General features: G+C 38.9%; 17 protein-coding genes. 11 read left to right on the top strand and 6 right to left on the bottom strand.

Translation table 11 applies throughout. From position 1 onward, the window contains the following. Window positions 1-92 precede the first annotated feature (92 nt). From JYB62_RS12865 to panC, 5 genes are all read right to left on the bottom strand, one after another. Entirely contained in the window at window positions 93-1,232 is a 1,140-nt protein-coding gene (locus JYB62_RS12865) for an acyl-CoA dehydrogenase (protein ID WP_205645840.1), read from the bottom strand. A gap of 98 nt (window positions 1,233-1,330) precedes the next feature. Beyond that, window positions 1,331-2,017 (bottom strand): zinc metallopeptidase, encoded by a 687-nt coding sequence (locus tag JYB62_RS12860; RefSeq protein ID WP_205645839.1) that lies wholly within the window; start codon window positions 2,015-2,017, stop codon window positions 1,331-1,333. A 28-nt stretch (window positions 2,018-2,045) separates the two neighbouring features. Then, window positions 2,046-3,050, bottom strand: a complete 1,005-nt coding sequence (locus JYB62_RS12855) for a lysylphosphatidylglycerol synthase transmembrane domain-containing protein (RefSeq protein WP_205645838.1) — start codon at window positions 3,048-3,050, stop codon at window positions 2,046-2,048. Then, the gene (gene panD / locus JYB62_RS12850) at window positions 3,050-3,397 is read right to left on the bottom strand and encodes an aspartate 1-decarboxylase (protein ID WP_205645837.1); all 348 of its coding nucleotides are present in this window, start codon (window positions 3,395-3,397) and stop codon (window positions 3,050-3,052) included. The genes JYB62_RS12855 and panD overlap by 1 nt, the downstream gene beginning before the upstream one ends. 21 nt (window positions 3,398-3,418) lie before the next feature. Continuing rightward, a complete protein-coding gene (gene panC, locus JYB62_RS12845) occupies window positions 3,419-4,267 on the bottom strand; it encodes a pantoate--beta-alanine ligase (RefSeq protein WP_205645836.1) in 849 nt (282 codons plus the stop codon). A gap of 130 nt (window positions 4,268-4,397) precedes the next feature. On the opposite strand from panC, the gene JYB62_RS12840 reads away from it, so the two are divergent. The 5 genes from JYB62_RS12840 to JYB62_RS12820 all read left to right on the top strand — a co-directional run bounded on the left by JYB62_RS12840 (window position 4,398) and on the right by JYB62_RS12820 (window position 10,346). After that, complete coding sequence (locus JYB62_RS12840; protein WP_205645835.1) at window positions 4,398-5,210, top strand: glycogen/starch synthase; 813 nt, start codon at window positions 4,398-4,400, stop codon at window positions 5,208-5,210. Further along, the gene (locus JYB62_RS12835; RefSeq protein ID WP_205645834.1) at window positions 5,170-6,540 is read left to right on the top strand and encodes a DUF4270 family protein; all 1,371 of its coding nucleotides are present in this window, start codon (window positions 5,170-5,172) and stop codon (window positions 6,538-6,540) included. Before JYB62_RS12840 ends, JYB62_RS12835 begins: the two co-directional genes overlap by 41 nt. Before the next feature lie 119 nt (window positions 6,541-6,659). Continuing rightward, the gene (glmS, locus tag JYB62_RS12830; RefSeq protein ID WP_205645833.1) at window positions 6,660-8,501 is read left to right on the top strand and encodes a glutamine--fructose-6-phosphate transaminase (isomerizing); all 1,842 of its coding nucleotides are present in this window, start codon (window positions 6,660-6,662) and stop codon (window positions 8,499-8,501) included. A 153-nt stretch (window positions 8,502-8,654) separates the two neighbouring features. Continuing rightward, window positions 8,655-9,731, top strand: coding sequence for a peptide chain release factor 1 (gene prfA / locus JYB62_RS12825; RefSeq protein WP_205645832.1), 1,077 nt, complete (start codon window positions 8,655-8,657; stop codon window positions 9,729-9,731). Window positions 9,732-9,815: 84 nt separating this feature from the next. Further along, window positions 9,816-10,346 carry a GNAT family N-acetyltransferase gene (locus JYB62_RS12820; protein ID WP_205645831.1) on the top strand — a complete coding sequence of 177 codons (531 nt, stop codon included), beginning with the start codon at window positions 9,816-9,818 and terminating at the stop codon, window positions 10,344-10,346. A 13-nt stretch (window positions 10,347-10,359) separates the two neighbouring features. Here JYB62_RS12820 and JYB62_RS12815 read toward each other — a convergent pair whose 3' ends face one another. Beyond that, entirely contained in the window at window positions 10,360-13,167 is a 2,808-nt protein-coding gene (locus JYB62_RS12815; RefSeq protein ID WP_205645830.1) for a YCF48-related protein, read from the bottom strand. 205 nt (window positions 13,168-13,372) lie between these two features. On the opposite strand from JYB62_RS12815, the gene JYB62_RS12810 reads away from it, so the two are divergent. The 6 genes from JYB62_RS12810 to JYB62_RS12785 all read left to right on the top strand — a co-directional run bounded on the left by JYB62_RS12810 (window position 13,373) and on the right by JYB62_RS12785 (window position 25,231). Then, window positions 13,373-14,026, top strand: coding sequence for a Tll0287-like domain-containing protein (locus JYB62_RS12810; RefSeq protein WP_205645829.1), 654 nt, complete (start codon window positions 13,373-13,375; stop codon window positions 14,024-14,026). Window positions 14,027-14,352: 326 nt separating this feature from the next. Further along, a complete protein-coding gene (locus JYB62_RS12805) occupies window positions 14,353-17,505 on the top strand; it encodes a SusC/RagA family TonB-linked outer membrane protein (RefSeq protein ID WP_205645828.1) in 3,153 nt (1,050 codons plus the stop codon). A gap of 13 nt (window positions 17,506-17,518) precedes the next feature. Beyond that, window positions 17,519-19,378, top strand: coding sequence for a RagB/SusD family nutrient uptake outer membrane protein (locus JYB62_RS12800; RefSeq protein ID WP_205645827.1), 1,860 nt, complete (start codon window positions 17,519-17,521; stop codon window positions 19,376-19,378). Window positions 19,379-19,729: 351 nt separating this feature from the next. Continuing rightward, a complete protein-coding gene (locus JYB62_RS12795; RefSeq protein ID WP_243431565.1) occupies window positions 19,730-22,882 on the top strand; it encodes a VCBS repeat-containing protein in 3,153 nt (1,050 codons plus the stop codon). Between the two features lie 59 nt (window positions 22,883-22,941). Beyond that, window positions 22,942-23,901, top strand: a complete 960-nt coding sequence (locus JYB62_RS12790; RefSeq protein WP_205645825.1) for a formylglycine-generating enzyme family protein — start codon at window positions 22,942-22,944, stop codon at window positions 23,899-23,901. A 19-nt stretch (window positions 23,902-23,920) separates the two neighbouring features. Beyond that, window positions 23,921-25,231: a Gfo/Idh/MocA family protein gene (locus JYB62_RS12785; protein WP_205645824.1), complete on the top strand. Its 1,311-nt coding sequence runs from the start codon at window positions 23,921-23,923 to the stop codon at window positions 25,229-25,231.

Below are 25,231 nucleotides of genomic sequence, written 5' to 3'. Positions count from 1 at the left end.
ATTAACGTAAAAATTTGATAAAAGGTATATAAAAATAAAAGTAGGGTATAATTTTATGTTATTATACCCTCTGATAATTAGAAAAAACTGGATTATCTCAATATCCCTCTGGATATTACAATTTTTTGAATTTCGGAGGTACCCTCATAAATTTGAGTGATTTTTGCATCTCTCATCAATCGTTCTACATGGTACTCTTTGACGTAACCATAGCCTCCATGAATTTGGATAGCCTCTACTGTCACATCCATTGCTACTTGGGAAGCATATAATTTTGCTATCGCTGAAGCTTGCGAGTAATCTTCTCCCTGATCTTTGGTCCAAGCTGCCTTGTAAACAAGTAGTCTTGCCGCTTCAATCTGGGTAGCCATATCTGCCAGTTTAAACTGGATAGCTTGATGTTGGCTGATCGGTTTTCCAAAAGCTTTCCGTTCTTTCGAATAGGCCAAGGCTAATTCATAGGCTCCTGCAGCGATCCCTAGCGCTTGAGCAGCAATTCCGATTCGACCTCCGTTTAAGGTTTCCATTGCAAACGTAAACCCAAATCCTTCTTCTCCAATTCTATTTTCTAAAGGAACTTTAACGTCGGAAAACATTAAGCTATGGGTGTCGGATCCTCTGATGCCCAATTTATCTTCTTTTTTACCAACCACAAACCCTTCCCAGTTTTTTTCAACTATAAATACAGAAATGCCCTTATGTCCTAATTCTGGATGGGTTTGGGCAATGACTAAATATATGCTTGCAGAGGAACCATTGGTGATCCAGTTTTTTGTTCCATTGAGTAGGTAATGATCTCCATTTAATACAGCTTCTGTTCTTTGGGAAGTGGCATCTGATCCTGCCTCTGGTTCGGAAAGGCAAAATGCCCCCAGAACCTCACCTGCTGCTAATGGTTTTAGATATTTTTCCTTTTGCTCTTCGGTACCATATTTTTCCAGACCCCAGCATACCAAAGAATTATTGACGGACATGGCAACAGAGGCAGAAGCATCTACTTTAGATAATTCCTCCATCGCTATTACATAAGAAAGTGTGTCCATTCCTCCGCCATGGTATTTGGGATCTACCATCATTCCTAAAAATCCCAGTTCCCCCATCTTTTTAACCTGTTCTTTTGGAAAAATAGCATGGGTGTCTCTTTCAATGACTCCAGGTAAAAGCTCAGTTTGGGTAAATTCTTTTGCCGCTTCTTTAACTGCTAAATGTTCTTCTGTTAATTGAAAATTCATATTCAATAATTGGGTTTATGATCTTATTTAGGAAGATATAGCAAAAAAAGAAGAGGGACAAAAGCTTGCCCCTCTTCGAAATTCTTATTTGATCTGGATCAATCTCTATTTCCAAAAAACACCATAATATAATACGCAAGAGTAGTAATGGAGGCCAAAGCTGCCACTACGTAGGTCATTGCAGCCCATTTTAAGGCATCTTTGGACATTTCATATTCTGATGGGGTTACAATGTTTCTGTTTTTCACCCAAGCAAGTGCCCGATTACTAGCATCAAACTCTACAGGTAGGGTGACAATAGTAAATAGAGTAATCACAGAATAGGATCCCACTACAATATATCCAATGAATGGTACAGGCAACCCTAATGCAAAGCCTCCAAATAAAGAGGCAATCAATACAATATTCAGAATCTTACTAGCGCTATTTTGAATAGGGACCAGAGTAGATCGCAAGTTGAGCCAGGCATAAGAAGTGGCATGCTGTACTGCGTGACCGCATTCATGGGAGGCAACTGCAGCAGCGGCGGCATTTCTTCCATAATATACATCTGGGCTAAGATTGACTGTTTTATTAGCAGGATTGTAATGGTCAGTTAACTGACCCTCTACACAGACTACTTGTACATCATGGATATTATTGTCCGCAAGCATTAGTTTAGCAATGTCAGCTCCGGATAGATTTGCCTCCAGACTGATTTGAGAGTATTTTTTGAATTTGCTTTTTAATCGATTGCTGACCGCAAAGCCGGCAATTGCAAAGACAATTACAATTAGGAAAATCATAGTTTATTAGTTTGCTATTGATAACGATTTATGTTTGTTCGGGTTGTTTCCAAGTTGGCAATTTCATCATAGAAAGCCAACTAATAATTCCCAGTACCAAAACAAGAATTAATTGGGTGCCATGGATGATGGCTGCGAAAATTTTACCATCTACCTCGGTTACTCCAAGTTGGATCAAAATAAAGGCCACAAGTGCGTGAAAGGTTCCAATACCACCTTGAACGGGTGCTACCATGCCAATACTTCCCATAACCATGACTAAAAGAACTTCTCCCGAGGACAAATTGGCAGTACTTTCGATTCCAAGAGATACCGTATACATAGTAAGAAAATAGATCACCCAGAGTACAACTGAGCTTAGCCAAAACCCAAGTGGATTTTCTAGTTGGTTAATTCTCTTAATTCCACCACCCATTTCGCGGATGAAATGTTGGATTTTATTGATGAGTCCATGATCTCGGAACCTCTTCAATATAAACCGAAATACCAGGATTAGAATTAGGATGCCTCCAATGACGATCGGTAGATTAGATCTCAGGCTTTCCAAAAGATCATCAAAGTTGACTAATTGTCCTGCAAGTTCAAGAAACAAAGAGTTTTGTAAAATGAACGCCAAAAGGATGGTGCCCACGAGGCACAATAGGTCTACACTTCTTTCCAAAATGACTGTTCCCAGTAAGTGGCCCATAGAAATACCATTTGTTCTATTCAGTACTCCGCATTTGGCAACTTCACCTGCTCGAGGTATTAAAAGATTGACCAAGTAACCTATCATGGTCGCATGATAAGCACGAGCAGGAGTAACTTTCTCTCCTTGTTCGGGATGAATCAATAACGTCCATCTCCAGCCTCTCAGAAAGTATCCAAAAAATGAAACAAAAATGGAGGTTCCAATCCAAAACCAATTACTGGATTGAAGTTGCTCGAGTAAACTCTCGATCGCGATATCTTTGTATAAGAACCAAAAAATCCAGATAGCTATTCCCAAAGAAATTGCGATCTGGATCCATTGTTTAAGTTTTTGATTAATCATCAAATGATATTATTGCTATCGTCAGGGAATACTAACACTGGTTTGTGTTGTTTAGCTTCCTCTAGTTCCATTCCTGCATAGGATATGATAATGACTACATCCCCTACTTGTGCTTTTCTTGCAGCGGGTCCATTTAGACAAACTTGACCGCTTCCTCTTTCTCCTTTAATTACGTAAGTTTCCAATCGCTCGCCATTGTTCACATTGACAATCTGCACTTTTTCGTTTTCGATCAGATTTGCTGCATCCATCAAATCCTCATCGATGGTGATTGATCCTACATAATTGAGTTCCGCTTGAGTAATTTTAACTCGGTGTATCTTGGACTTTAATACCTGAATATGCATTGTTTGAAATTTGCCGCAAAATTAAGGATTAATTGATAGGTTGTCTATTAATCTGACAATTCCTACAAACGAGGCCACGCAAATGGCGGACTTTTTATGTGGATCAAATTCTCTGAAAACCTCAAATGTTTCAGGGTGAACCAGTTCAAAGTACTCTAATTGCGTCAGCGGCTCTTCCTCAAATGATTGCCGAACTTTGTTCCGAACCTCCAACCAACTTTTGCCGGTCAATAGTTCATTCTTTGCTTGAATTAAACTGTTTATTAGAAGCAGGGCCTTTTCTCTTTCAATAGAAGATAACCTCATGTTTCTAGATGAAAGTGCCAATCCATCTTGTTCCCTTTTGGTAGGAACGACCTTTATTTTTAATGGAAAAGAAAGGTCTAACACCAATCTTTTGATGATGGCAACTTGTTGAAGGTCTTTTTGCCCAAAAAATGCAATGGTGGGTCGTATAATATTAAATAGTTTGGATACGATAATTCCTACCCCACTAAAATGACCTGGTCTAAATTCCCCTTCCAATACGTTTTCCAAATGTCCAAAATTGAAGCTTAAAACCGGGGATTCTGGATAAATGGTTTCCTTGGACGGTAGAAAAACATAATCTACTTCTTCCTGTCTCAATAAAGATAAATCCTGGTCGGTCAAGACGGGATATTTCTCGAAATCCTCCGCATTATTAAACTGAATAGGATTGACGAATATGGAAACTACAGTGATGTCACAGGTTTTTTTTGATGCTTTGATCAATTCTAAATGACCTTCGTGAAGAGCTCCCATGGTTGGGACAAATCCTATTGATTTATGCGTTTGAAGGGTTTTAATCCAGTAAGTATGCCATTTGGCTTCATTATTGAATACCTGCAAGGGAAAAGGGTGTTTGATAGGTAAATAGCCGCAAAAGTAGATTAATATTTAGAAAAACAATGCGTTTTGGGCTTTTTTTATTATCTTTGTATCGTTGTTTATCACCTAATAACGCTAAAATCCAAAGAGCATGTCTAAACTACGTATTCTCTACGTTGCCAGTGAAATCAACCCTTTTCTCGAAACTTCCGAAGTAGCCAATTTCCTAAGATCGCTTCCTCAAGCTATGCAAGAGCGCGGAATGGAGATTCGTATTTTGGTTCCAAGATTCGGTTTGATCAATGAAAGAAAAAACAGACTACATGAAGTAGTCCGACTCTCAGGAATCAACATCGCAGTAGGAGAAGAGGAAAAGCCATTAGTAATTAAAGTTGCGTCTATTCCAAACGCTAAACTTCAGGTTTACTTTATCGATAATGAAGATTACTTCCAAAGGAAGAGTGTATTCCACGATAAGCAGCAGAAGTTTTATGAAGATAATGATGAAAGAGCCATTTTCTTCTGTAAAGGAGTAATCGAAACTGTAAAAAAATTGGGTTGGGCACCTGATATCGTACATTGTAATGACTGGATGACCAGCTTGATTCCAATGTATTTGAAAACCACCTATAAAAACGAACCTTTATTTAAGGAGACGAAATCTGTGTTTGCTATTTATAACAACGGATTTTCTCATACCTTTGGCGATGATTTGTTAAACAAGGTTAAGATGGTAGACATAGATGATACTATTTTAGCACCTTTGAAAAGCAAAGACTTCGAAGGCTTTATCAGCATGGGTATGCAATATGCAGACATGGTGGTGAAAGGCGCCGAAGTGTCAGATAAATTGAACCAACTAATAGAGGATTTCTCAAAAGACAAGAAGTTTGAAATCAGCATCGAAGCAGAAGAACAAGCTCATGAAGAGCTATACGGCATCTACACAAGTCTCGCCGGTTAAATTGGCCTTTTTGGCCCTCTTGTCCATTATTCTAACAAATTCTTGTAGCGACCCCGCCTCTGTAGGTATCGAGCTCGGTCCCGGAAACGACCAGATTGGTGTGTTTTTCGAGGAGTTCGAATTCCCTGCAGAGGTGGTGTTGTTGGATTCGTTTAATACTACCAACAAAGGAAACTTGATAGTTGGGGTGGAAGAGGACGACTATTTCGGTAGAACAGAGGGGACAGGTTATACTCGTATGTATTTTAATACTGCAGCAAAGCGACCAGAATCTGAAGCGTTTTTGGATTCTATGTTGTTTGAGGTAGACGTTATTAGTGTGAATGGATCAAATCTAGATGAGCCAAAACTTCTTTCTATCCACCGTTTGTCAGAGCCAATTCTAGATACGGTTTATTATAGTTTTGATAAACTGGCCTATGAAGAAAATCCAATCGCAACCGGTGAATTTGTATTTGGAGAAGTTAGGGATACTGTGGTATCCATGACTGTCAATGAGGAATTTCAGGAAGAGTTATTTGGTAAAATCAAAAGAGGGGTAGAGTTTGAAGATATTTTCAAGTTCAGAGAATATTTGCCTGGAATGGCCTTCAAAGGAAGAGAGGGAGATAATACTTCTTTTGGAATCGATTTGAATGAAAAAACGAGGATAGTTACTTATTTTCATTATCCCGGGGATACGGTTTCTTCTTCTTATGAAATCAATACCACTTCTTCCAGATATTTCAATAATGTGGATAGCGACAGAAGTAATACGCCGACTAGTGTGGTTACGGAACCGGGAAAAAATTATTCTACTGGATCTACGGTAGGTTTGAAGTCTGGACTTGGTATGATGATTAGATTGGATACGAGTCCTTTAGATGCTTTTTTGGATACCTTATCTGGCGTTACATTTAATCAAGTGCTGTTGACTATTGGAGAGATCGAGGAAGTTTCAGAAGGTCAAACACCCCCATCTTCTCTTGCAATGTATTTCACGGATGCCAATAATAATTTCTTGCAAGGTACTAACACAGTTTATTTTACGGTACAAGCAGATGGGCAATCTCAAGTTTACACAAATGAAGATGGAGATGTTGTTCCAAATGTAACTGCTCCTGCCTCAATAAAATTTGATTCTGAATCAAATTCTTATTCTGAATTAATTACCTCGCATGTGAATGCTGTTTTCAGAGGTCAATTAACAAGAAGAGATTGGTTGATTTATGGAGGTTATATTAGTAGCCCTATTGGTATAAATAATGATCCATTCCGGGAGTCTTTAAGACAATTCAAAGTGGGTAGTGATAAAGTAAAAGTCCGGGTTATCTATTCCAAAATTAGGTAACACCAGATTTTAATAAATATTAAAGGCCGACTTCTTTATTTTTAAGAAGTCGGCTATTTTTTTTGACATGAATGATGTTTATTTGTGCAAGTTCAAATAATACTAAAGAATTTTTAAATATGTGTGGAATTGTTGCATATGTAGGCCAGCAAGAGGCTTTGCCTATTATCATCAAAGGACTTCGTCGATTAGAATATAGGGGGTATGATAGTGCTGGAGTCGCACTTTTAGATGATCAAGGATTAGGGATCTATAAGAAGAAAGGGAAGGTTTCCGAATTGGAAAAACACCTACAGGATAATGGAAATCTCCGTTCCAAGATAGGGATAGGGCATACCCGTTGGGCTACTCATGGGGAGCCCAATGATGTGAATGCACATCCTCACTATTCTTCTTCGGAGCATTTGGCGATTATTCATAATGGGATTATCGAAAATTATGAAGTCCTAAAAAAGGATCTGGAGAAAAAAGGATATCAATTTCAAAGTGAAACCGATACGGAAGTATTCATCAAGTTTATTGAAGATATCTATGCCAATAACGACTGTAGCCTAGAAGAGGCCTTAAGGTTGGCACTTCATAAAGTAGTTGGGGCATATGCTATAGTCTTAATCAATAAAGATGAACCTGATACCTTGATTGCCGCTAGAAAAGGTTCTCCTTTGGTAATTGGGATAGGTGAAGATGAATACTTTTTGGCCTCCGATGCTACTCCAATTATTGAATATACCAACAAGGTAGTGTATCTGGATGATTATGAAATCGCCGTGATTCGAGACAATAGGCTTCAAATCAAAACGATTGAAAATGTGGAAACCAATCCTTATATCAATCAATTGGAATTGGAGCTGGAAGCTATCGAAAAAGGTGGATATGAGCATTTTATGCTCAAAGAAATATACGAACAGCCCAAATCCATTGCAGACTGCCTAAGAGGTAGATTGGATGCAAAATCTGGTAGGTTGGTCCTAGGTGGATTGAGGGACTATATGAATAAATTCCAAAATGCAGAACGGATCATCATTACTGCTTGCGGCACCTCTTGGCATGCCGGTTTAGTAGCAGAATACCTATTTGAAGAATTTGCTCGAGTACCTGTGGAGGTGGAATATGCTTCCGAATTCAGGTATAGAAATCCCGTGATTAGTGAAAAAGATTTTGTGATTGCCATTTCACAATCCGGAGAAACAGCCGATACCTTGGCAGCAATTGAATTGGCAAAGTCCAAAGGTGCAACCATTTTTGGAGTTTGTAATGTGGTAGGTTCTTCAATTCCTAGGGCTACCCATGCTGGTTCCTATACCCACGCAGGCCCCGAAATTGGAGTGGCTTCTACCAAAGCATTTACAGCTCAGATATCTGTTTTGGCTATGATGGCTTTAAAATTGGGCTACCAAAGAGGGACATTACCCGAAAGCAGATATATCCAATTATTGCATGAATTGGCATCTGTTCCATCCAAAGTGGAGACTGCATTAAAGACCAATGATGTGATCCAATACATTGCCTCGGAATATAAGGATGTGAGAAATGCCTTATATCTGGGAAGAGGATATAATTTCCCTGTGGCGTTGGAAGGTGCATTGAAGCTCAAAGAGATCTCATATATACATGCGGAAGGCTACCCAGCAGCAGAAATGAAGCATGGTCCGATCGCATTGATAGATGAAGAAATGCCGGTAATTTTTATTGCTACGCAAGATAGTTCCTATGAAAAAGTTGTATCCAACATTCAGGAGGTTAAAGCTAGAAAAGGCAAGGTTATCGCAGTAGTTACAGAAGGCGATACGACTGTCAAAGGAATGGCAGATCACGTGATAGAGATTCCTGCTATCCATGAGGCCTTTGTCCCTTTGGTAGCTGTGGTACCTCTTCAGTTACTATCTTACCATATCGCAGTGATGCGTGGATGTAACGTAGACCAGCCGAGGAATTTGGCCAAGTCAGTTACTGTTGAATAAAAATCTAAGGCTGTCTAGTTCAGACAGCCTTTTTTATAAACTTATTTTAATAAGGGAGCACTACTAAATTCCACAGAATTCTTAGGTCATACTTTTTTGGTATTTTCTAGCAACCGATAAAATTCCCTACTTTTGCTATGCGAAAGAATAACTATGCTAGATAAATTACAAGCCCTAAAGGATCGATTTGAAGAAGTTGGCCAGCTCATTGTATTGCCGGAAAGCATGGCTGATATGAGTAAATATGCCAAGCTGACCAAGGAGTACAAAGACTTGGAAAAAATTGTGAAGGTCTATGATGAGTACAAGTTGGTCCTTCAAAATATCACCAGTTCAAAAGAAATTCTGGATAAAGAAAAAGATCCTGACTTCCGTGAAATGGCCAAGGCTGAAATAGAGGAATTAAAGGATAGAAAGGAAGTTCTGGAAGCGGACTTGAAGCAGTTATTAATTCCAAAAGACCCGAATGACTCCAAAGATTGTATCCTTGAAATCCGCGGTGGTACTGGAGGAGATGAGGCTGCTATCTTTGCAGGGGACTTATTTAGAATGTATGAGCGATTCTGCGAAATGCAAGGATGGAAATTAACAGTGCTCGATTTGACTTTTGGTTCAGCAGGAGGATATAAAGAAATTATCGCCACAGTTTCTGGGGCAGATGTCTACGGAATGCTTAAATATGAGTCAGGAGTACACCGTGTTCAACGAGTGCCTGCCACCGAATCTCAAGGTAGAGTCCATACTTCAGCCGCATCTGTAGCGGTACTACCGGAAATGGATGAGGTGGAAGTACACCTTGATATGAATGATGTAAGAAAAGACACTTTTTGTTCCTCAGGTCCAGGTGGACAGTCAGTGAATACTACTTATTCAGCAGTTCGATTGACTCATGCTCCAACAGGTTTGGTGGTAACTTGCCAGGATGAAAAGTCCCAGATTAAAAACTTTGAAAAGGCCTTGAAAGTATTGAGATCCAGAATTTATGAGATTGAGCTGGCCAAACATAATGAAACAGTAGGAGCTCAAAGAAAATCCATGGTAGGAAGTGGGGATAGATCTGATAAAATCAGGACCTACAATTATTCTCAATCAAGAGTGACAGATCATAGAATTAATAAAACAGTTTATAACCTTCCAGATGTGATGGATGGGCATATTGAGGACTTTATTTCTGCATTACGAATGGCGGAAAACCTCGAAAAAATGCAATCAACCGGTTTAGAAAATTAGGAAGTCTGTTTAAATAGAAATTTTGGCAATTTTATTGTTTTTGAGATAACCATAGTATCTTAAAGGATTAATCAAACGACTTTTATGAACATCGCAGGAGAAAGAGGAATCAACTTAGTCACTTGGAATGAATCTCATTTCCATCAACTCTATCCTCTTGCCAACAATCCGAAAATTGCGATGAATTTGAGGGATAGCTTTCCGCAACCCTATACAATTCACGATGCAAGGCATTGGATAGAACATAATCAAAAATTTAATCCACCCCAGAATTTTGCCATTGAGTTTGAGGGAAAATTAGCTGGAGCTATTGGAGCCGAGCGAGGAAAGGATGAACTCAGAACCAATATGGAATTAGGTTTCTGGGTAGGAGAGCCTTTTTGGGGTAAGGGAATAGCCAATGAGGCGGTAAAGCTGTATACCAAATACATTTTTGAAAAATTTGATATTCAGCGATTGTATGCTCAAATCTATGATTTCAACGGGCAATCCATGAATGTCTTGGAGAAAGCAGGATACGTCCCTGAAGCGATCCTAAAGAAAGGATTCATTAAAAATGGAGTGGTAGGAGATTTATTTCAATATGTTATCGTCAGGGGAGAAGAAAATATTTAGCCCTGTCAATTATTTACTTGACTATAATCTTTTTCACGACTGTTTTGGAATGATTTCGTAATCGAATCAATGCCAACCCTCTTGGCAAATCAGTAAAATAGATTTCCCTCTGACCTTCGTGGATTACTGAATGAATAAATTCTTGTCCAAGAGCATTCATTATAGATACTTCTTGGTAATCGGATAAGTTATCCGATGTAATTGTTAAACTTCCTTGGCTAGGATTAGGATAAAAAATTAGGGAGAGATCTGGCTTGGGTTCAACCCCAGTGATAATGTTAACTGTAACTTCAAGTTCTCTGGCTTCTCCCTCATTGCAATTGTTTTGGGGAGTGACTGTTAAAATAAAATCTCCTTCCAATTTCCAATCCACTACTACAGAAGAACTTCCTTGTCCAGATAGAATGCTGCCTCCATTTTCCGATATTTCCCAATGATAATCTACTCCTTCCTGTAGTTCTATAGTATAATAGGCTTCTCCGAATCCCACTAGTCGATCTCCTTCTATAAGACTAGGCTGCTCAGGAGGTGCTCCAACTATAATAGTTTTACTAATGGGAGCTGTACTTCCACAAGTATTTTCCAAAACCACAGAAAGTGTTTGTGTACCCTGATCTTGCCAAAGAACCTCTATTTCAGAACTGTTTTGTCCAGAAAGGATTTCTCCTCCTTCTGCTGTCCAAATGTAGATTACTCCTTGCTCAGAAGGTAAAGTATAGAGCTCTGATTGATTCGTACAAACGGTACCAAGGCCTTCTATTTCTAGGTTTAAAGTAGGTGAGGACAGCACTTCTACCTCTAATGCAGAGGTTTCACCATTACCACAGAAATTTTGTCGGCTTACAAATAGACCTTGTCTTCCTGTCTTATTCCAGTTTACTTCCACTTGGGAGGTGCCTTGTCCTGAAATAATTTCACCTCCATCTACTCTCCATACTATTTGGGATCCTGAAATGGCTTGGTCATTCACTTGGTAGGTAGAACTACCAAGACACACACTCGTTTCTCCTGTTATTTCACTAATCCCAGGTGGTGTGCTACAGGTATAGTTTAAAATAGTGCCATCGTCACCTGCGGCAAATGCAACTAATGATGTTCCCATGCTGACCGCATTCAAATTTCTGGTTGTACCGGTTTCTATTTGAAGCCAGCTCTCTCCTCCATCTTTGGTTTGAAGTGTTAACCCGTTGTCTCCTGCTATAATTCCAATATTTTCATCCCAAAAATCTACAGAGTTCAGGTTTTCGGTGATATCTGTGGGAATGATTCTCCAGGTTTTGGCTAAATCCTCTGATTTTAAAATAATACCTCCATCTCCTACAATAATAGCAGTACTGGAATCAACCTTGGCTAAAGCGTTTAAATGTTGCTCACTGAGTTTAGGAAGATTTTCCCATGTGTTTCCTCCATTGGTCCAACTGATCTGCCCGTTTTCTCCCATGGCAAAGCCGACTTGGAAATCAAAGTAAGTAACGTCTTTCAGGTTTTCGTTCGTATTTGTGACAATTTCAGAATCCCAGGTTCCACCTGAATTAAAGGATCTGGCGATATACCCATTCGTTCCAGTTATATACAGTACCGAAGGTGCAAATAAATAGAAGCCAGTGATATCCTCAGAGGTAGTTGCAGGTACGGATACCCAAGATGATCCTGAATTACTTGTTCTAAATACTTTGCCAGAGTTACTGGAGGCGTACCCAAAACCATTATTCCAAAACGAAATGGCATTGATGTCTGTTTCTTCAGGTAGTGACCTATTAATAATTGAGGTGGCTCCGTTAGTTGTTAGAAACACTGTTCCCTGCTGTCCTGCTATATACCCAACCCGCTCAGATTTGAAGTCAATAGAACCAAAATCATTTCTGTACCCCGCTAATCTAGTACTATAATTACTTCCGGCATTTCCTGAACTGATCACATAACCATTTTCTCCAACAGCCAAAAGTACGTTTGAATCAGGAATAAATTCGAGCGCATTTAGCTTTCTTGAATTCCCTGAACCTAGATTCGCTTTTGAAAAAGTAACTCCAGCATTGATAGATTTTAAAGCAGTGGCTTCTGACCCAACTACCACAATAATATTAGAATTAAGAGGGCTGAATCCAATATCATTTAAGTTATTACTTACACCTGAGTTTAAAACTATCCAACTATTACCTCCATCCTCTGTTTTTATAATAGATCCTTCATCCCCTACTGCATACCCGGTTGTTTCACTCGAAAAATTGATTGCATTCAATTGGGTGTTCACGGGAATAGTCAAATTTTCGAAAGTGGTGCCTCCATCTATCGTTTTGAGTATAGTTCCTTCTTCCCCGGTGATAAAGCCAATATTCTCATTAATAAAATGAATGTCATTCAGCTTGACAGAAGTTGAGGAAGTTTTTTGCCAAGAATTACCCAAGTCCTCACTTTTATAAATGGTGCCGGATTCCCCGATTATAAGGAGGGTGTTTTCATTGATAAAAGAAACTCCATTTAAGTTCAAGGAAGTGGGCCCAGCTATAGAACTCCAAACCACTCCTCCATCCAGAGTTCTTAATAGTTCTCCTCCTTCACCAATCGCTATCCCGATTTGCTCATTCCAAAATTCCAGATCATTAATCCTTGCGGTTGTGGGAATCAATTGTTCTTCCCAAGTAAGTCCACCATCAACGGTCTTGATCAATAGATTTTCTCCTCCTCCATAGCCTACCAAATTGTCAATCCAGGTAATGTCTTCTAGATCTAAGCCCCAGCTTTGCATTCTTTTCCAGCTTTGTCCAAAAAGTGAGTTACCGATGAGTAGGCAAACAATAAATAAGTAAAAAGCTTTACGCATAGGAGGGATGCATTAATAAAACAAAAATACGCGAATTCCTTACTTGACAAAGTGACCTACACGGTATTTACTAGTTCTTTAATTGTAAGAGATAAGCAAATGACGATGGTTTTCAAATTTATTTGCTCGAATATCCTTAGAAGGGATGATGACAAACCTTCCAGATTATTTGTAGTTTTATCTGCTCCTATTTAATTAATGTACAATGAACAACACGTATCTAACTCTTGGTCTTTTTTTATTTTTGATTTCCTGTGGACCTCGCGAGCGAGTTTCAAAGGAAGTATTCGATGAAGTAAATAAGACAATGGAAGTAAAGCGGCTAAGTGATGCAGAAATTCTTCAAGAGGCTATGATTTGGGGAGATTCATTGACCTCAGAAGCCCAAAAGAACCTGATTTCTAGTCTTCAAAAAGCGATAGAGGAAGGAGGGTTTGAGCATGCGATTGCATTTTGTAAAGAAAATGCTTCGACAATTACTGCCAGTAAGGTTCCTACAGAAGAGATACAATTGAAAAGAGTTGCATTTAAAAATAGAAATCCGCAGAATGTACCAGATTCTGATGAGGCCTTAATTTTAGACGCCTATTCGTACAATGCTGAGAATGGAATTGAAAATAAACCTAATATTCAAAAAGTTGAGAATGGGGAAGTTTTTTTATACACCAAGGCAATTATGTTTCCTGGCGGGGTTTGTTCCAATTGCCATGGTGATCCTAATACCGAAATTTCCAGTGAAGTTTTAAAATCAATAAAAGAACTTTATCCTGCAGATCAAGCGACTGGGTTCCAGCAAGGAGATCTAAGAGGGATGTGGTCATTAAAGATTCCCAAAAAAGAAGTGGTAAAAAGGCTATAAAGCCTAATTTTTTTAAAAAACTCTGCTGAATAAAGATAATTTTTTTCAATATTTATTGAATATTCAAAAAATATTAATATTTGTTAGAGTTAAATCAATAAAAAAATGATTTTATTGAATATTTCTAAATTAAGCTTCTTAATATCTATTAAAATAATCTAACTATTCTTTTAAAAATACAAATTAAAGAGCGTTTTTTGGCGATGCAATCGATTGAATAAGATAAAATACAGTCAGTTTTCAAAAGTATACAGTGAGATTTTGCCTAGATTTATAGTCAATATTGTTAGTTAATATTTTAATGCAACCCAAACCAATAACCGTGTATGAAAAACTCTACTCGATTTAAGCTTTTTGGCTTAACATTTTTAATGTTTCTGGGCGTAATGGGCTCAGTTTTGGCGCAGACCCGGGAGGTGTCTGGTGTCGTAATTTCAGGGGAGGATAATTTGCCGCTCCCTGGGGTTTCCGTATTAGTGAAAGGTACTACCACAGGTACAGTAACTGATATAGACGGAAAATTTAGTGTAAATATAGATGGTAATGATGCTACATTGGTATTATCATTTATTGGATTTACTACTCTTGAAGTTCCGGTAGGAAGTCGTTCAACTCTTGATCTTACTTTATTGCCTGACACCAAATCTCTAGAAGAAGTGGTGGTAGTAGGTTATGGCGAGCAGAAGAAAGAAACAATTACTGGTTCAGTAGCCACCGTAAAAGGTAAAGACTTGGTGAAATCTCCAGCCATGAACTTATCCAACTCTCTTGCTGGTCGTATGGCTGGTGTAGTTGCGGTAAACAGATCTGGTGAGCCAGGTTATGATGGATCCGGTATTCGAATTAGAGGTAGTAATACTTTAGGTAACAATGAAGCACTAGTTGTAATTGACGGTATTCCGGCGAGAGCAGGTGGTCTTCAGCGATTGAATCCAAATGACATTGAGAATATCTCAGTTTTGAAGGATGCTTCTGCTGCAATTTATGGTTCTAGAGCTGCGAATGGTGTAATCTTGGTAACTACCAAAAGAGGTTCCACTGGAGCACCAGAATTGACTTTTCAAGCAAACCAAGGTTGGGCTCAACCAACTGTAGTGCCTGATTTGGCTAATGCTGCTCAATATGCAGAAATGTTGAATGACTTGGATATTTATGCTCTTCCTACTTCAGAATGGGCTGCTGCTAATGAAGCTTACAAGCAGACGGGAGAGTACACTAGACCAAATGGTCAAGTTCGTTCTGCTCCTTATACTCCTTCTGAGTTAGAATTGTACAGAAATGGCACTGATCCTTGGTTCTATCCAAACACCGATTGGTATGATGCCACGTTGAAGAATTGGTCTCCTCAAAGCAGATACAACCTTCAGTTGGTAGGCGGTAGTGACAACGTCAAGTATTTGACTTCTTTGGGTTATCAAAACCAAGATGCGTATTATAAAAATGCAGCTACTGGTTACAAGCAGTATGATTTCAGAATCAATTTGGATGCGAATGTAAATAAGTATGTGAAAGTTGGTTTAGGGATCTTAGCAAGAGAGGAATTTAGATTCTTCCCAACCAGAGGTGCTGGTTCAATCTTCCGTATGCAAATGAGAGGTAAGCCAAATCAACCAGCTTACTGGCCAAATGGATTACCAGGTCCAGATATCGAAAACGGTGAAAACCCAGTGGTAATTACAACCAATGCGACTGGTTATGACCGAGATAAAAGAGATTATATCCAAACTACAGGTAATTTGGAAATTAAGATTCCTGGAGTAGAAGGTTTGAAATTAACTGGTACAGCTGCAATTGATAAATATATCAGATATACTAAAAGATGGGAGATTCCATGGACTTTGTACCAATTAGGGAACGGATTTGAAGATGATGGAGTAACTCCAGTATTGGTACCAAGTAAAAGAGGTCCTGCTGAACCAAGATTGAGAGAAGCAAATGAGAATCAATTGAATATCTTATTAGGAGCAGTGTTAAGCTACGATAAGACCTTTGGTGAAGACCATACCATTAATGTGGTAGCCGGTGTGAACAGAGAAACAGTAGAAGGAAATAACTTCAATGCTTTTAGAAGATTCTTTATCTCTACTGCTATTGACCAGATGTTTGCTGGTGGTGACTTGCAGAAAGACAACGGTGGTGGTGCTTTTGAACGAGCTCGTTTAAACTACTTTGGTAGAGTTGCCTATAACTACAAAGAGAAATACCTGGCGGAATTCTTATGGAGAAATGATGGATCTTACATCTTCCCTGAAGAGACTAGATTTGGTTTCTTCCCAGGTATCATGTTGGGTTGGGTGGTTTCAGAAGAAAATTTCTGGAAAAACTCTTTAGGTGGAACATTCGATTTCTTCAAAATCAGAGGATCTTGGGGGCAGTTGGGTAATGACCAAATTGCGGAATATCAATTCTTGTCAACCTACGGTTTTAGCTCTTACATCATCGGAGGTGCTGAGACGAAGACTTTGTTTGAAACAAGAGTACCTAATACATCCGTAACATGGGAAGTGGCTAATAATTCTAACTTAGGATTTGAAGGTCAGTTTTTACAAGGTAAGGTATTCTTCGAGTTTGATTTGTTCTATAACAAGAGAACCAATATTCTTTGGCAAAGAAATGCCTCAGTTCCTCAAAGTACAGGGCTTTCCCTACCAGCTGAAAACATCGGTGAAGTGGAAAACAAAGGATTTGACTTAAACTTGGGCTATAGAGGTGGTAAAGGAGAATTTCAATACTCTATCAGTGCAAACGGTGGTTATGCGAAAAACAAGATCTTGTTCTGGGATGAGTCTCCTGGTGCTCCAGAATGGCAGCAATCAACTGGAAGTCCAATGAACACTTTCTTGGTATACCAATATGATGGAGTATTCCCAGATCAGCAGTCAATTGATGCAGAATCTTTGGATTATACTGCGATCACTAATAATCTTCGTCCAGGTGATATGAGGTATAAGGATTATAATGGTGATGGTAAAATCACTCCGGATGACCGTGTCAGAATGGATCAAAATAATATTCCAACATTCCAAGGCGGTGTGAATATTTCTGCAAATTGGAAAGGATTTGATTTAGCAATTTTATTCCAAGGTGCTTTAGGAGCTAGACAATATGTAAGTGCTGGTGAATCTGGTAACATTGGTAACTACTTGCTAGATATCTATGAAAACAGATGGACTATTGATAATCCAAGCAGCACGCACCCAAGAATTGCAAACAGATCTGATCAATATTATTCTAACGGAAATACATACTGGTTCAGAAAAACTGATTATCTAAGATTGAAAAACTTGGAGATTGGATACAACTTGCCTGCTACTCTAACTGAAAAAGTTGGAATCAGAAATGCTAGAATTTATGTAAACGGTTTGAACTTAATCACTTGGGATAAATTAAAAGTGTACGATCCTGAATCAAGCAATGCTACAGGACAATATTACCCACAAGCAAGGGTGATTAACACAGGTATTTCTGTTTCATTCTAAACAACCCGAAATAATGAAAAGAAACATAAAACACATATTCGTACTCGTTACAGCCCTATTTACAATTGCGAGCTGTAACAATGATTTCTTGAATACTGATCCGTTAGGGGAAGTATCCCAAGCAGCTGTTTGGTCCGACCCAGCACTAGCCGAGGCTTTCGTTACTGGTATTTACCAAGGATTTGGAAATGGCGGTTTCGACGAGCAAATGCTTGCTTCCCTTACAGATGAAGCCATCTTTACCCACCCTGGTAGAGGTATTACTACCATCACAGAAGCTAGAACTAACTCAGCTGATGATGGATGGGTAAACAATACCATTTTCTGGGGTAATATGTATAGCTACATCAGAAGAGCAAATATTGCAATCGAGGAGCTTTCTGAACCTCAATTCGCAAATGATGGAGGTATTGTAGATAGATTGTTGGGAGAAGCAAAGTTCATGAGAGCTTACTATTATCAGCAATTGGCTAGATATTACGGTGGTGTTCCTATCGTGGATAGACCTTATGGATTAGGTGAGGAAACCTATGAAGCTCCTCGTAATACTTGGGAAGAAACTATCAATTTCATTGTTTCTGACCTAGATGATGCAGCTTCTTTGTTGGCAGGAAAGTCAATGGCTGCGGGTAGAGCTTCTGAATTGGCTGCTCTGGCTTTAAAATCTAGAGTATTGTTATATGCAGCTAGTGACCTACATGATGGACCTACTGCATCTGCTAAATCTTCTCTATTGGCAGGTTATTCAGATTTAGATTTATTGGCTTATCCAAGCGGAGATAGAACTCAAAGATGGCAACAAGCACAAGCTGCAGCAAAAGCTGTTTTAGATAGAGCCTCTGGTAATTTGTACGGTCTTTCGGAGCCTGTCTCCCATGAGGAAGGTATACAGAACTATATCAATAATTCCTTATCTAGAAATGGGGGAGAGAATGAATTGATCATGGCGAGATACTTTATTAATGCAAAGCAGGAAAACGGTGGACGTCAAGGCCTATTCAATGGTCCAAATGGATATAACAACTGGGCAGGAAATAGTCCTGTACAATTATTGGTAGACGATTATGAAATGATGGATGGTACTAAATTTGACTGGAATAACCCAGAGCATGCTGCTAATCCATATGAAAATCGTGATGCACGTTTCTATGCGTCTATTTTGTATGATGGTGCTCAGTGGAAACCTAGATCTTCAGCTAATCAGGCGAGAGACCCACTAGGTCAGATCCAAACAGGTACCTATGAAATAACTGATGAATCCGGTAATAAAGTAACCCACTTCGGTTTGGACACTAGAAACAGCCCTATTGAGGACTGGAATGGTAGCTACACAGGTTATTATGTTAGAAAATTCATCGATCCAGACCCAGCTATTGTAGATCAGAACACTTGGCAAGAAGTTCCATGGCCAATCTTAAGATATACTGAAGCTGTATTGAATTATGTAGAGGCATCCTTAGAATTAGGTCAGGAAGATGAAGCAAGAGCTTGGTTGAACCAGATCAGATTTAGAGTAGGTCAGCCTGCATTAACCTCCAGTGGTGAAGAATTGATGGAGGATTATAGAAACGAGCGAAGAATCGAAATGGCTTATGAAGAACAAAGATACCATGATGCTCGTCGTTGGATGATTGCAGAAGAGACTTTGGGAAGAAAAGCGAATACAATTAGTATTACAGGTACATTGAAACCTGGAGCGACTAACTCTCTGTATAGATATGATCCTGAAATCTATAACTATGTTTACAAAGTAGTTCCTATAGATCCAGGTAAAGAAAACAGAACTTGGTTAGATAAGATGTATTATATTCCGATATTAAGGGATGAATTAAACAGAAACACGCTTCTGGTACAGAATCCAGGATTCGAATAAGTTTCAAAAACTCCAAGCCACCTTTTTAGGTGGCTTGGTTCTTTAAATTGGTTATGAAATCAAGCATAAAGACAATTATGCCCAATCGGATATCAACTACTTTTTGCAAGATTCTAACTTTATGCCGTCAGGCAAATGTGGCCTCTGAAAGACTGTTATTAACACATGAAAAAATTAGTCCCCTACCTTACCATAATATCCCTATCCATTTTTTTTTCTTGTTCCAATAATTCAGAAGTCGAGCAATTAGAAGAACCATCTTCACCACCTCTTTTTAAACTAATAAATTCAACCGATTCAGGAATTAATTTTCAAAATACCCTGAATGAATCTCTTAATCTCAATGTCCTTATGTACGAATACCTCTACAATGGAGGTGGAGTTGCAGTTGGAGATTTGAATGGAGATGGATTGGAAGACATTTACTTTTCCGCCAATGTTTCGGGAAATCAACTCTACCTCAACAAAGGGGAGTTTAAATTTCAGGAGATATCAAAAATTTCTGGAACGGAAGGTAGACCTGGGCCCTGGAAGACGGGGGTCACTTTTGTAGATATCAATGGAGATAAGCAGTTAGATATTTATCTCTGTTATTCGGGAAATTTGAGGCCCGATAAAAGGAAAAACCAATTATTTGTCAATCAGGGAAACAACGAAAATGGGATTCCGATTTTTCAGGAAATGGCTGAGGAATATGGGATTGCTTCTGGTTCTCCTAGTACTTCAGCAAGTTTTTTCGATTTTGATCGTGATGGGGATTTAGATCTATTTCTCTTAAATCATAATACAAAATCAACTCAGATCCTCGATGTTTCTGTGACCAAGTCCGCTTTAAAACAAAAGCATGAAGCAGGACCTCAGCTTTTTGAAAATCAAAATGGTAAGTTTGTAGAAATCACTGAAAAAGCTGGGATTTCTAGTAGCAGCCTATCCTATGGACTAGGACTGGCTATATCAGACATAAATAGAGATGGCTGGCCAGATATTTACATTGGGAATGATTACACCATTCCGGATTATCTATACATCAATCAAAAGGACGGTACATTTAAAGATCAAATTTTGGAAATGATGGATCATGTTTCCAATTTTTCCATGGGAAATGATATCGCTGATATCAATAACGATGGCCTGTTAGATGTCATGACTTTGGATATGATGCCAGAAGATAATACCCGTCAAAAATTATTGCTGGCTCCTGATAATTATGAAGTTTTTGATTTGAATGTGAGAAAAGGCTTTCACCATCAATACATGCGTAACATGCTGCATGTAAATAATGGAGATGGTACTTTTTATGAAATTGGTCAAGTGGCCGGAATATCCAATACAGATTGGAGTTGGGCTAGCTTATTTGCTGATTTCGATAATGATGGGTGGAAAGACCTATTTGTAAGTAATGGGTACTTGAGGGATTATAATAATATGGATTTCTTAAAGTATATGGATAATTACGTGCAAACTTCTGGTGGTAAATTGAAGAGAGAGGATTTGCTGAATATGGTGAAGAATATGCCTTCCTCCAATTTGACAAATTATACCTATAGAAATAACAAAAATCTGACTTTTGAAAATGTTACAAAAGAATGGGGGTTAAATCAACCTGCCAATAGTAATGGAGTGGCCTATGCTGACCTGGATAATGACGGAGATTTGGATTTAGTCATTAATAATATCAACTCTAAAGCTTTTGTTTATCAAAACCTCAGCGTTGAAAAAGACCAGACAAATTTCCTTCAAGTGAAGCTAGTTGGGGATGATCAGAATTCCCTTGCCTTAGGTGCTTCGGTCAAACTCTATAGTCAAGGAAAAATCCAGTTTCTGGAACAAAACATTCACAGAGGTTTTCAATCCTCTGTAAGTCCGATTTTACATTTTGGTCTAGGACAAGTTTCCCAAGTGGATTCTCTGGTAGTTTCCTGGCCAGATGGTAGGGAATCAAAGGAAATCAATGTACAGGTTAATCAAAAGTTAGTACTCAACCAATCTGACAGCGGAAAGTCTTCCAATTCGAGTATTTCTTCTTCTAAAAGCATTTTTAAAGCTTCTAATACCTTCGAGATTCCTGGAGGAAAGCAAATCAATGATTTTAAGAGGCAGCCTCTCTTAACCAATCAGATTTCAGGCAATGGGAAAGCTTTGGTGGCACAGGATTTCAATGGAGATGGATTAGCGGACCTATTTGTAGGTGGTGGAGTTGGGATTAGTGGAAGACTATACTTCCAAAGCCAATCAGGGAGCTTTAACAAAGTCGATTCCTCTGCATTTATAGCTTCAAAAGCCTCCGAAGATTCTGATGCGATTGCATTTGATGCGAACGGAGATGGGTTTATTGATTTGTACGTAGGCAGCGGTGGAGTTTTCGATTTTACTGAATCTGACTCTAGGTTAGCCGACCGTTTATACCTCAATGATGGGAAAGGTAATTTTAACCTTTCTTCCAATGCTCTACCAGTAGAAAACTTTGCAACAGGTACTATTGTAGCATTTGACTTCAATCAAGACCAAGCTTTGGATTTGTATGTTGGTGGAAGAGTGGTTCCAGGTCAATATCCGTTGTCTCCTGGATCTAGGCTTTTAGTTAATGATGGTAGTGGTAAGTTTAAAGATCAAACTTCTACGTTGGCTCCTGGATTCATGGAATTGGGGATGGTAACTGATGCTCAAGTAGCGGACTTAGACCAAGATGGAGTTGTTGAATTGGTAGTAGTAGGAGAAGCAATGCCAATAAAAGTGTTTGGAGTTCAGCCAGGTAAAATACAAGACAAAACTTTAGATTTCTTTGATCAGCCAGAGATTGGTTTTTGGAATAATTTAACCATTGATGATTTTAATAGGGATGGTCAGATGGATATTTTTGCTGGGAATCTTGGATTGAATTCCCAATTGAAAGTTTCTGACCAAGAACCTGCCGAGCTGCTTTACAAGGATTTTGATGGCAATGGTTCTATCGATGCCTTATTGAGTTCATATATTGGAACAGAACGATATCCTACTATTAGTCGGGATGAATTATTGGGTCAGGTTAATTTTTTGAAAAAGAGATACTTGGACTTTAAATCATTTGCTTCTGTTAAAACTGATGATATTTTCACTCCTCAGGAGAGAGAAGGAGCGAAAAAAATATACATTAATCGATTAAAATCCACCCTATTTGTCAGAGGTACTACCGGTAAATTTGAGGAAAAGAAATTACCTATTCAGGTTCAGTTTTCTCCTGTATTTACCAGCATTTTTGAGGATATCAATGGGGATGGAGATAAAGATCTGATTATTGCAGGTAACATGAATCAGACCAAGCTGCGTTATGGAAAGTACGACGCAAACCATGTGATGGTGTTTTTAGGAAATGGGAAAGGAGATTTCACCTATCTAGACAAATTGGTTTCCGGTATTTCCGAGAAAGGTGATATTAGAAATAGTGAGATTGTCGATAATAAATTGCTTTTTTTAGTAAAAGATAAGGGGATTGTATCCTATTCTTTCCTTTTGTCAAAAGATTGAATGTATTTATATAATTACTGATTAATTTACTTCTTAATTTCTTTCGATTACTATTTAAAATGAAAAGAGTACTTGCTCCGGTCTTGTTGATCGGTATTTTGGCGTTTTACAACATTGAAAAGCCAATATTTGAACCCTATAGTCAAAAAATCCCTGGAACTCCTGTTGTATTTGACATGGCTCCTATAGAGGGAGGAACATTCAAAATGGGGTCTTCCATTAGTGCTAATGCAGACGAAAAGCCTGTCCATGAGGTGACATTGGATCCTTTTTGGATGGGAACTCATGAAGTCACTTGGGACGCATTTGAATTGTTTTTAGATAAGAATTATGAGTTAGCTATATCAGAAGAACCGATTGGTGAAATTGTTGATGGCTTAACAAGGCCTAGCATTCCGTATTTAGATATGACCTTTGGAATGGGTAAAGAAAATAAGCCTGCTATAGGAATGACTCAATACGGAGCTATCCAATATTGCCATTGGCTCTATTTGAAAACTGGTATATTTTATAGACTTCCCACCGAAGCAGAGTGGGAATATGCTGCACGTGCGGGATCTGATAGTAAGTATTTCTTTGGGGAGGATGCCTCCGTATTAGAAGAATATGCTTGGACTAAAGAGAACAGTGATGGAATGACCCATTTGGTAGGCCAAAAGAAGCCGAATCCATGGGGGCTCTATGACATTTATGGGAACGTATTAGAGTGGACTGCTGATCAATATGATCCTGAATTCTACAAAAATTCCCCTTCAAAAAATCCAGTGAATCCTTCGGATGAACTATATCCTCGAATTGTAAGAGGAGGAAGTTTCAAAACTCCTGCTGAAGAAGTCAGCTCTGCTAAAAGGTTTGTGAATGATCCAAAATGGAAACAATTAGATCCTCAAATCCCAAAAAGTCAATGGTGGTTCCCAGAAGCGCCATTTATTGGATTAAGATTGGTTAGACCACTTAATCCCCCTAGTCCCGAAGAAATTAATGCATACTATACCGCAGCTCCTATTGCGGACTATTAAACCCTGAAATGACAATACTATGAAAAACACAAGAAGAGACTTTATCAAAACTTCAGCAATAGCTACAGGCGGAGTACTTGCTGCAAATTCTTTCATTGTTCCGGGAGCTTATGCTGCCCCTGAAACTCATCTTAAACTTGCGTTGATCGGTTGTGGAGGAAGAGGAACAGGAGCCGTTTTCCAGGCAATGGAGACTGGGCATCCTATCAAATTGGTAGCGATGGCTGATGCGTTTAGAGATAGATTGGATGGAAGTTTAAAGCCAATTTTAGACAAATATGGTGCTGAAAAAGTAGATGTTCCTGAAGATAGAAAATTCGTTGGGTTTGATGCTTACAAACATGCAATCGCAGAGGCGGATGTGGTAATTTTAGCAACACCTCCAGGATTTAGACCTGATCATTTTACGGAAGCTGTGAAGCAAGGAAAACAGATTTTCATGGAGAAGCCTGTCGCTACGGATGCGGTCGGGATTCGTAAAGTATTGAAAGCAGCTGAGGAGGCAAAAGCTAAGAAACTGAATGTGGTAGTAGGTCTACAAAGACATTACCAAGATAATTATAGAAAGACCATCGCAAAGATCCATGCTGGTGAAATCGGTGATATCGTCGGTGGGCAGGTATATTGGAATGATGGAGGTGTATGGGTTAGACCTCGTAAGCCTGAGCAAACCGAAATGGAATATCAAATGAGAAACTGGTATTATTTCAACTGGCTATGCGGAGATCATATTACCGAGCAGCATGTTCACAACATCGACGTGGCAAACTGGGTGAAGAAAGGGTATCCTGTCAAAGCAGAAGGTACCGGTGGTAGAATGGTGAGAACAGGAAAAGAGTTTGGTGAAATTTTTGACCACCATACGGTACAATTTACTTACGAAGACGGAACTGTAATTCACAGTGAGTGTCGTCATTTTCCAGGTGCTGCTAACCGTGTAGATGAGACTTTCCAAGGAACAAAAGGAACCGCGTATTTAAGTGCAGGTAACCATGGTGTATTGACCGATTATACTGGAAAGAAATTGTACGAGCATGATCGTGAGAACAATATCAATCCATATCAACAAGAGCATAATGAGCTATGGGCGGCTATCGTCAATGGGGAATACAAATTTGCTGATGCTGAAAATGGAGCAAGAAGTACGATGACATCTATTTTGGGTAGATATGCGACCTATTCTGGCAAAGTGATCACCATGGAAGAGGCGATCAATTCAGATATTAACCTATTCCCAGATACCTTGGCTTGGGATGCAACCCCTAAATTGGTTCCAAATGCAGATGGATTCTATCCACATGCTATTCCTGGTAAAACTAAAACGGTCTAA

It is taken from the genome of Algoriphagus lutimaris (genome assembly GCF_017051705.1).
Taxonomy (GTDB): domain Bacteria; phylum Bacteroidota; class Bacteroidia; order Cytophagales; family Cyclobacteriaceae; genus Algoriphagus; species Algoriphagus lutimaris.
The sequence above is the reverse complement of the archived record's forward strand: the minus strand, read 5'-3'. Positions and strand labels throughout refer to the sequence as shown.

Bases quoted from the DNA above. Each gene is read 5' to 3' on its own strand.
- JYB62_RS12855 (WP_205645838.1), bottom strand. From the start codon at position 3,050: ATGATTAATCAAAAACTTAAACAATGGATCCAGATCGCAATTTCTTTG.
- JYB62_RS12785 (WP_205645824.1), top strand. From the start codon at position 23,921: ATGAAAAACACAAGAAGAGACTTTATCAAAACTTCAGCAATAGCTACA.
- JYB62_RS12790 (WP_205645825.1), top strand. From the start codon at position 22,942: ATGAAAAGAGTACTTGCTCCGGTCTTGTTGATCGGTATTTTGGCGTTT.
- JYB62_RS12860 (WP_205645839.1), bottom strand. From the start codon at position 2,017: ATGATTTTCCTAATTGTAATTGTCTTTGCAATTGCCGGCTTTGCGGTC.
- JYB62_RS12800 (WP_205645827.1), top strand. From the start codon at position 17,519: ATGAAAAGAAACATAAAACACATATTCGTACTCGTTACAGCCCTATTT.
- JYB62_RS12840 (WP_205645835.1), top strand. From the start codon at position 4,398: ATGTCTAAACTACGTATTCTCTACGTTGCCAGTGAAATCAACCCTTTT.
- JYB62_RS12815 (WP_205645830.1), bottom strand. From the start codon at position 13,167: ATGCGTAAAGCTTTTTACTTATTTATTGTTTGCCTACTCATCGGTAAC.
- JYB62_RS12810 (WP_205645829.1), top strand. From the start codon at position 13,373: ATGAACAACACGTATCTAACTCTTGGTCTTTTTTTATTTTTGATTTCC.
- prfA (WP_205645832.1), top strand. From the start codon at position 8,655: ATGCTAGATAAATTACAAGCCCTAAAGGATCGATTTGAAGAAGTTGGC.
- JYB62_RS12795 (WP_243431565.1), top strand. From the start codon at position 19,730: ATGTACGAATACCTCTACAATGGAGGTGGAGTTGCAGTTGGAGATTTG.
- glmS (WP_205645833.1), top strand. From the start codon at position 6,660: ATGTGTGGAATTGTTGCATATGTAGGCCAGCAAGAGGCTTTGCCTATT.
- JYB62_RS12805 (WP_205645828.1), top strand. From the start codon at position 14,353: ATGAAAAACTCTACTCGATTTAAGCTTTTTGGCTTAACATTTTTAATG.
- JYB62_RS12820 (WP_205645831.1), top strand. From the start codon at position 9,816: ATGAACATCGCAGGAGAAAGAGGAATCAACTTAGTCACTTGGAATGAA.
- JYB62_RS12835 (WP_205645834.1), top strand. From the start codon at position 5,170: ATGAAGAGCTATACGGCATCTACACAAGTCTCGCCGGTTAAATTGGCC.
- panD (WP_205645837.1), bottom strand. From the start codon at position 3,397: ATGCATATTCAGGTATTAAAGTCCAAGATACACCGAGTTAAAATTACT.
- JYB62_RS12865 (WP_205645840.1), bottom strand. From the start codon at position 1,232: ATGAATTTTCAATTAACAGAAGAACATTTAGCAGTTAAAGAAGCGGCA.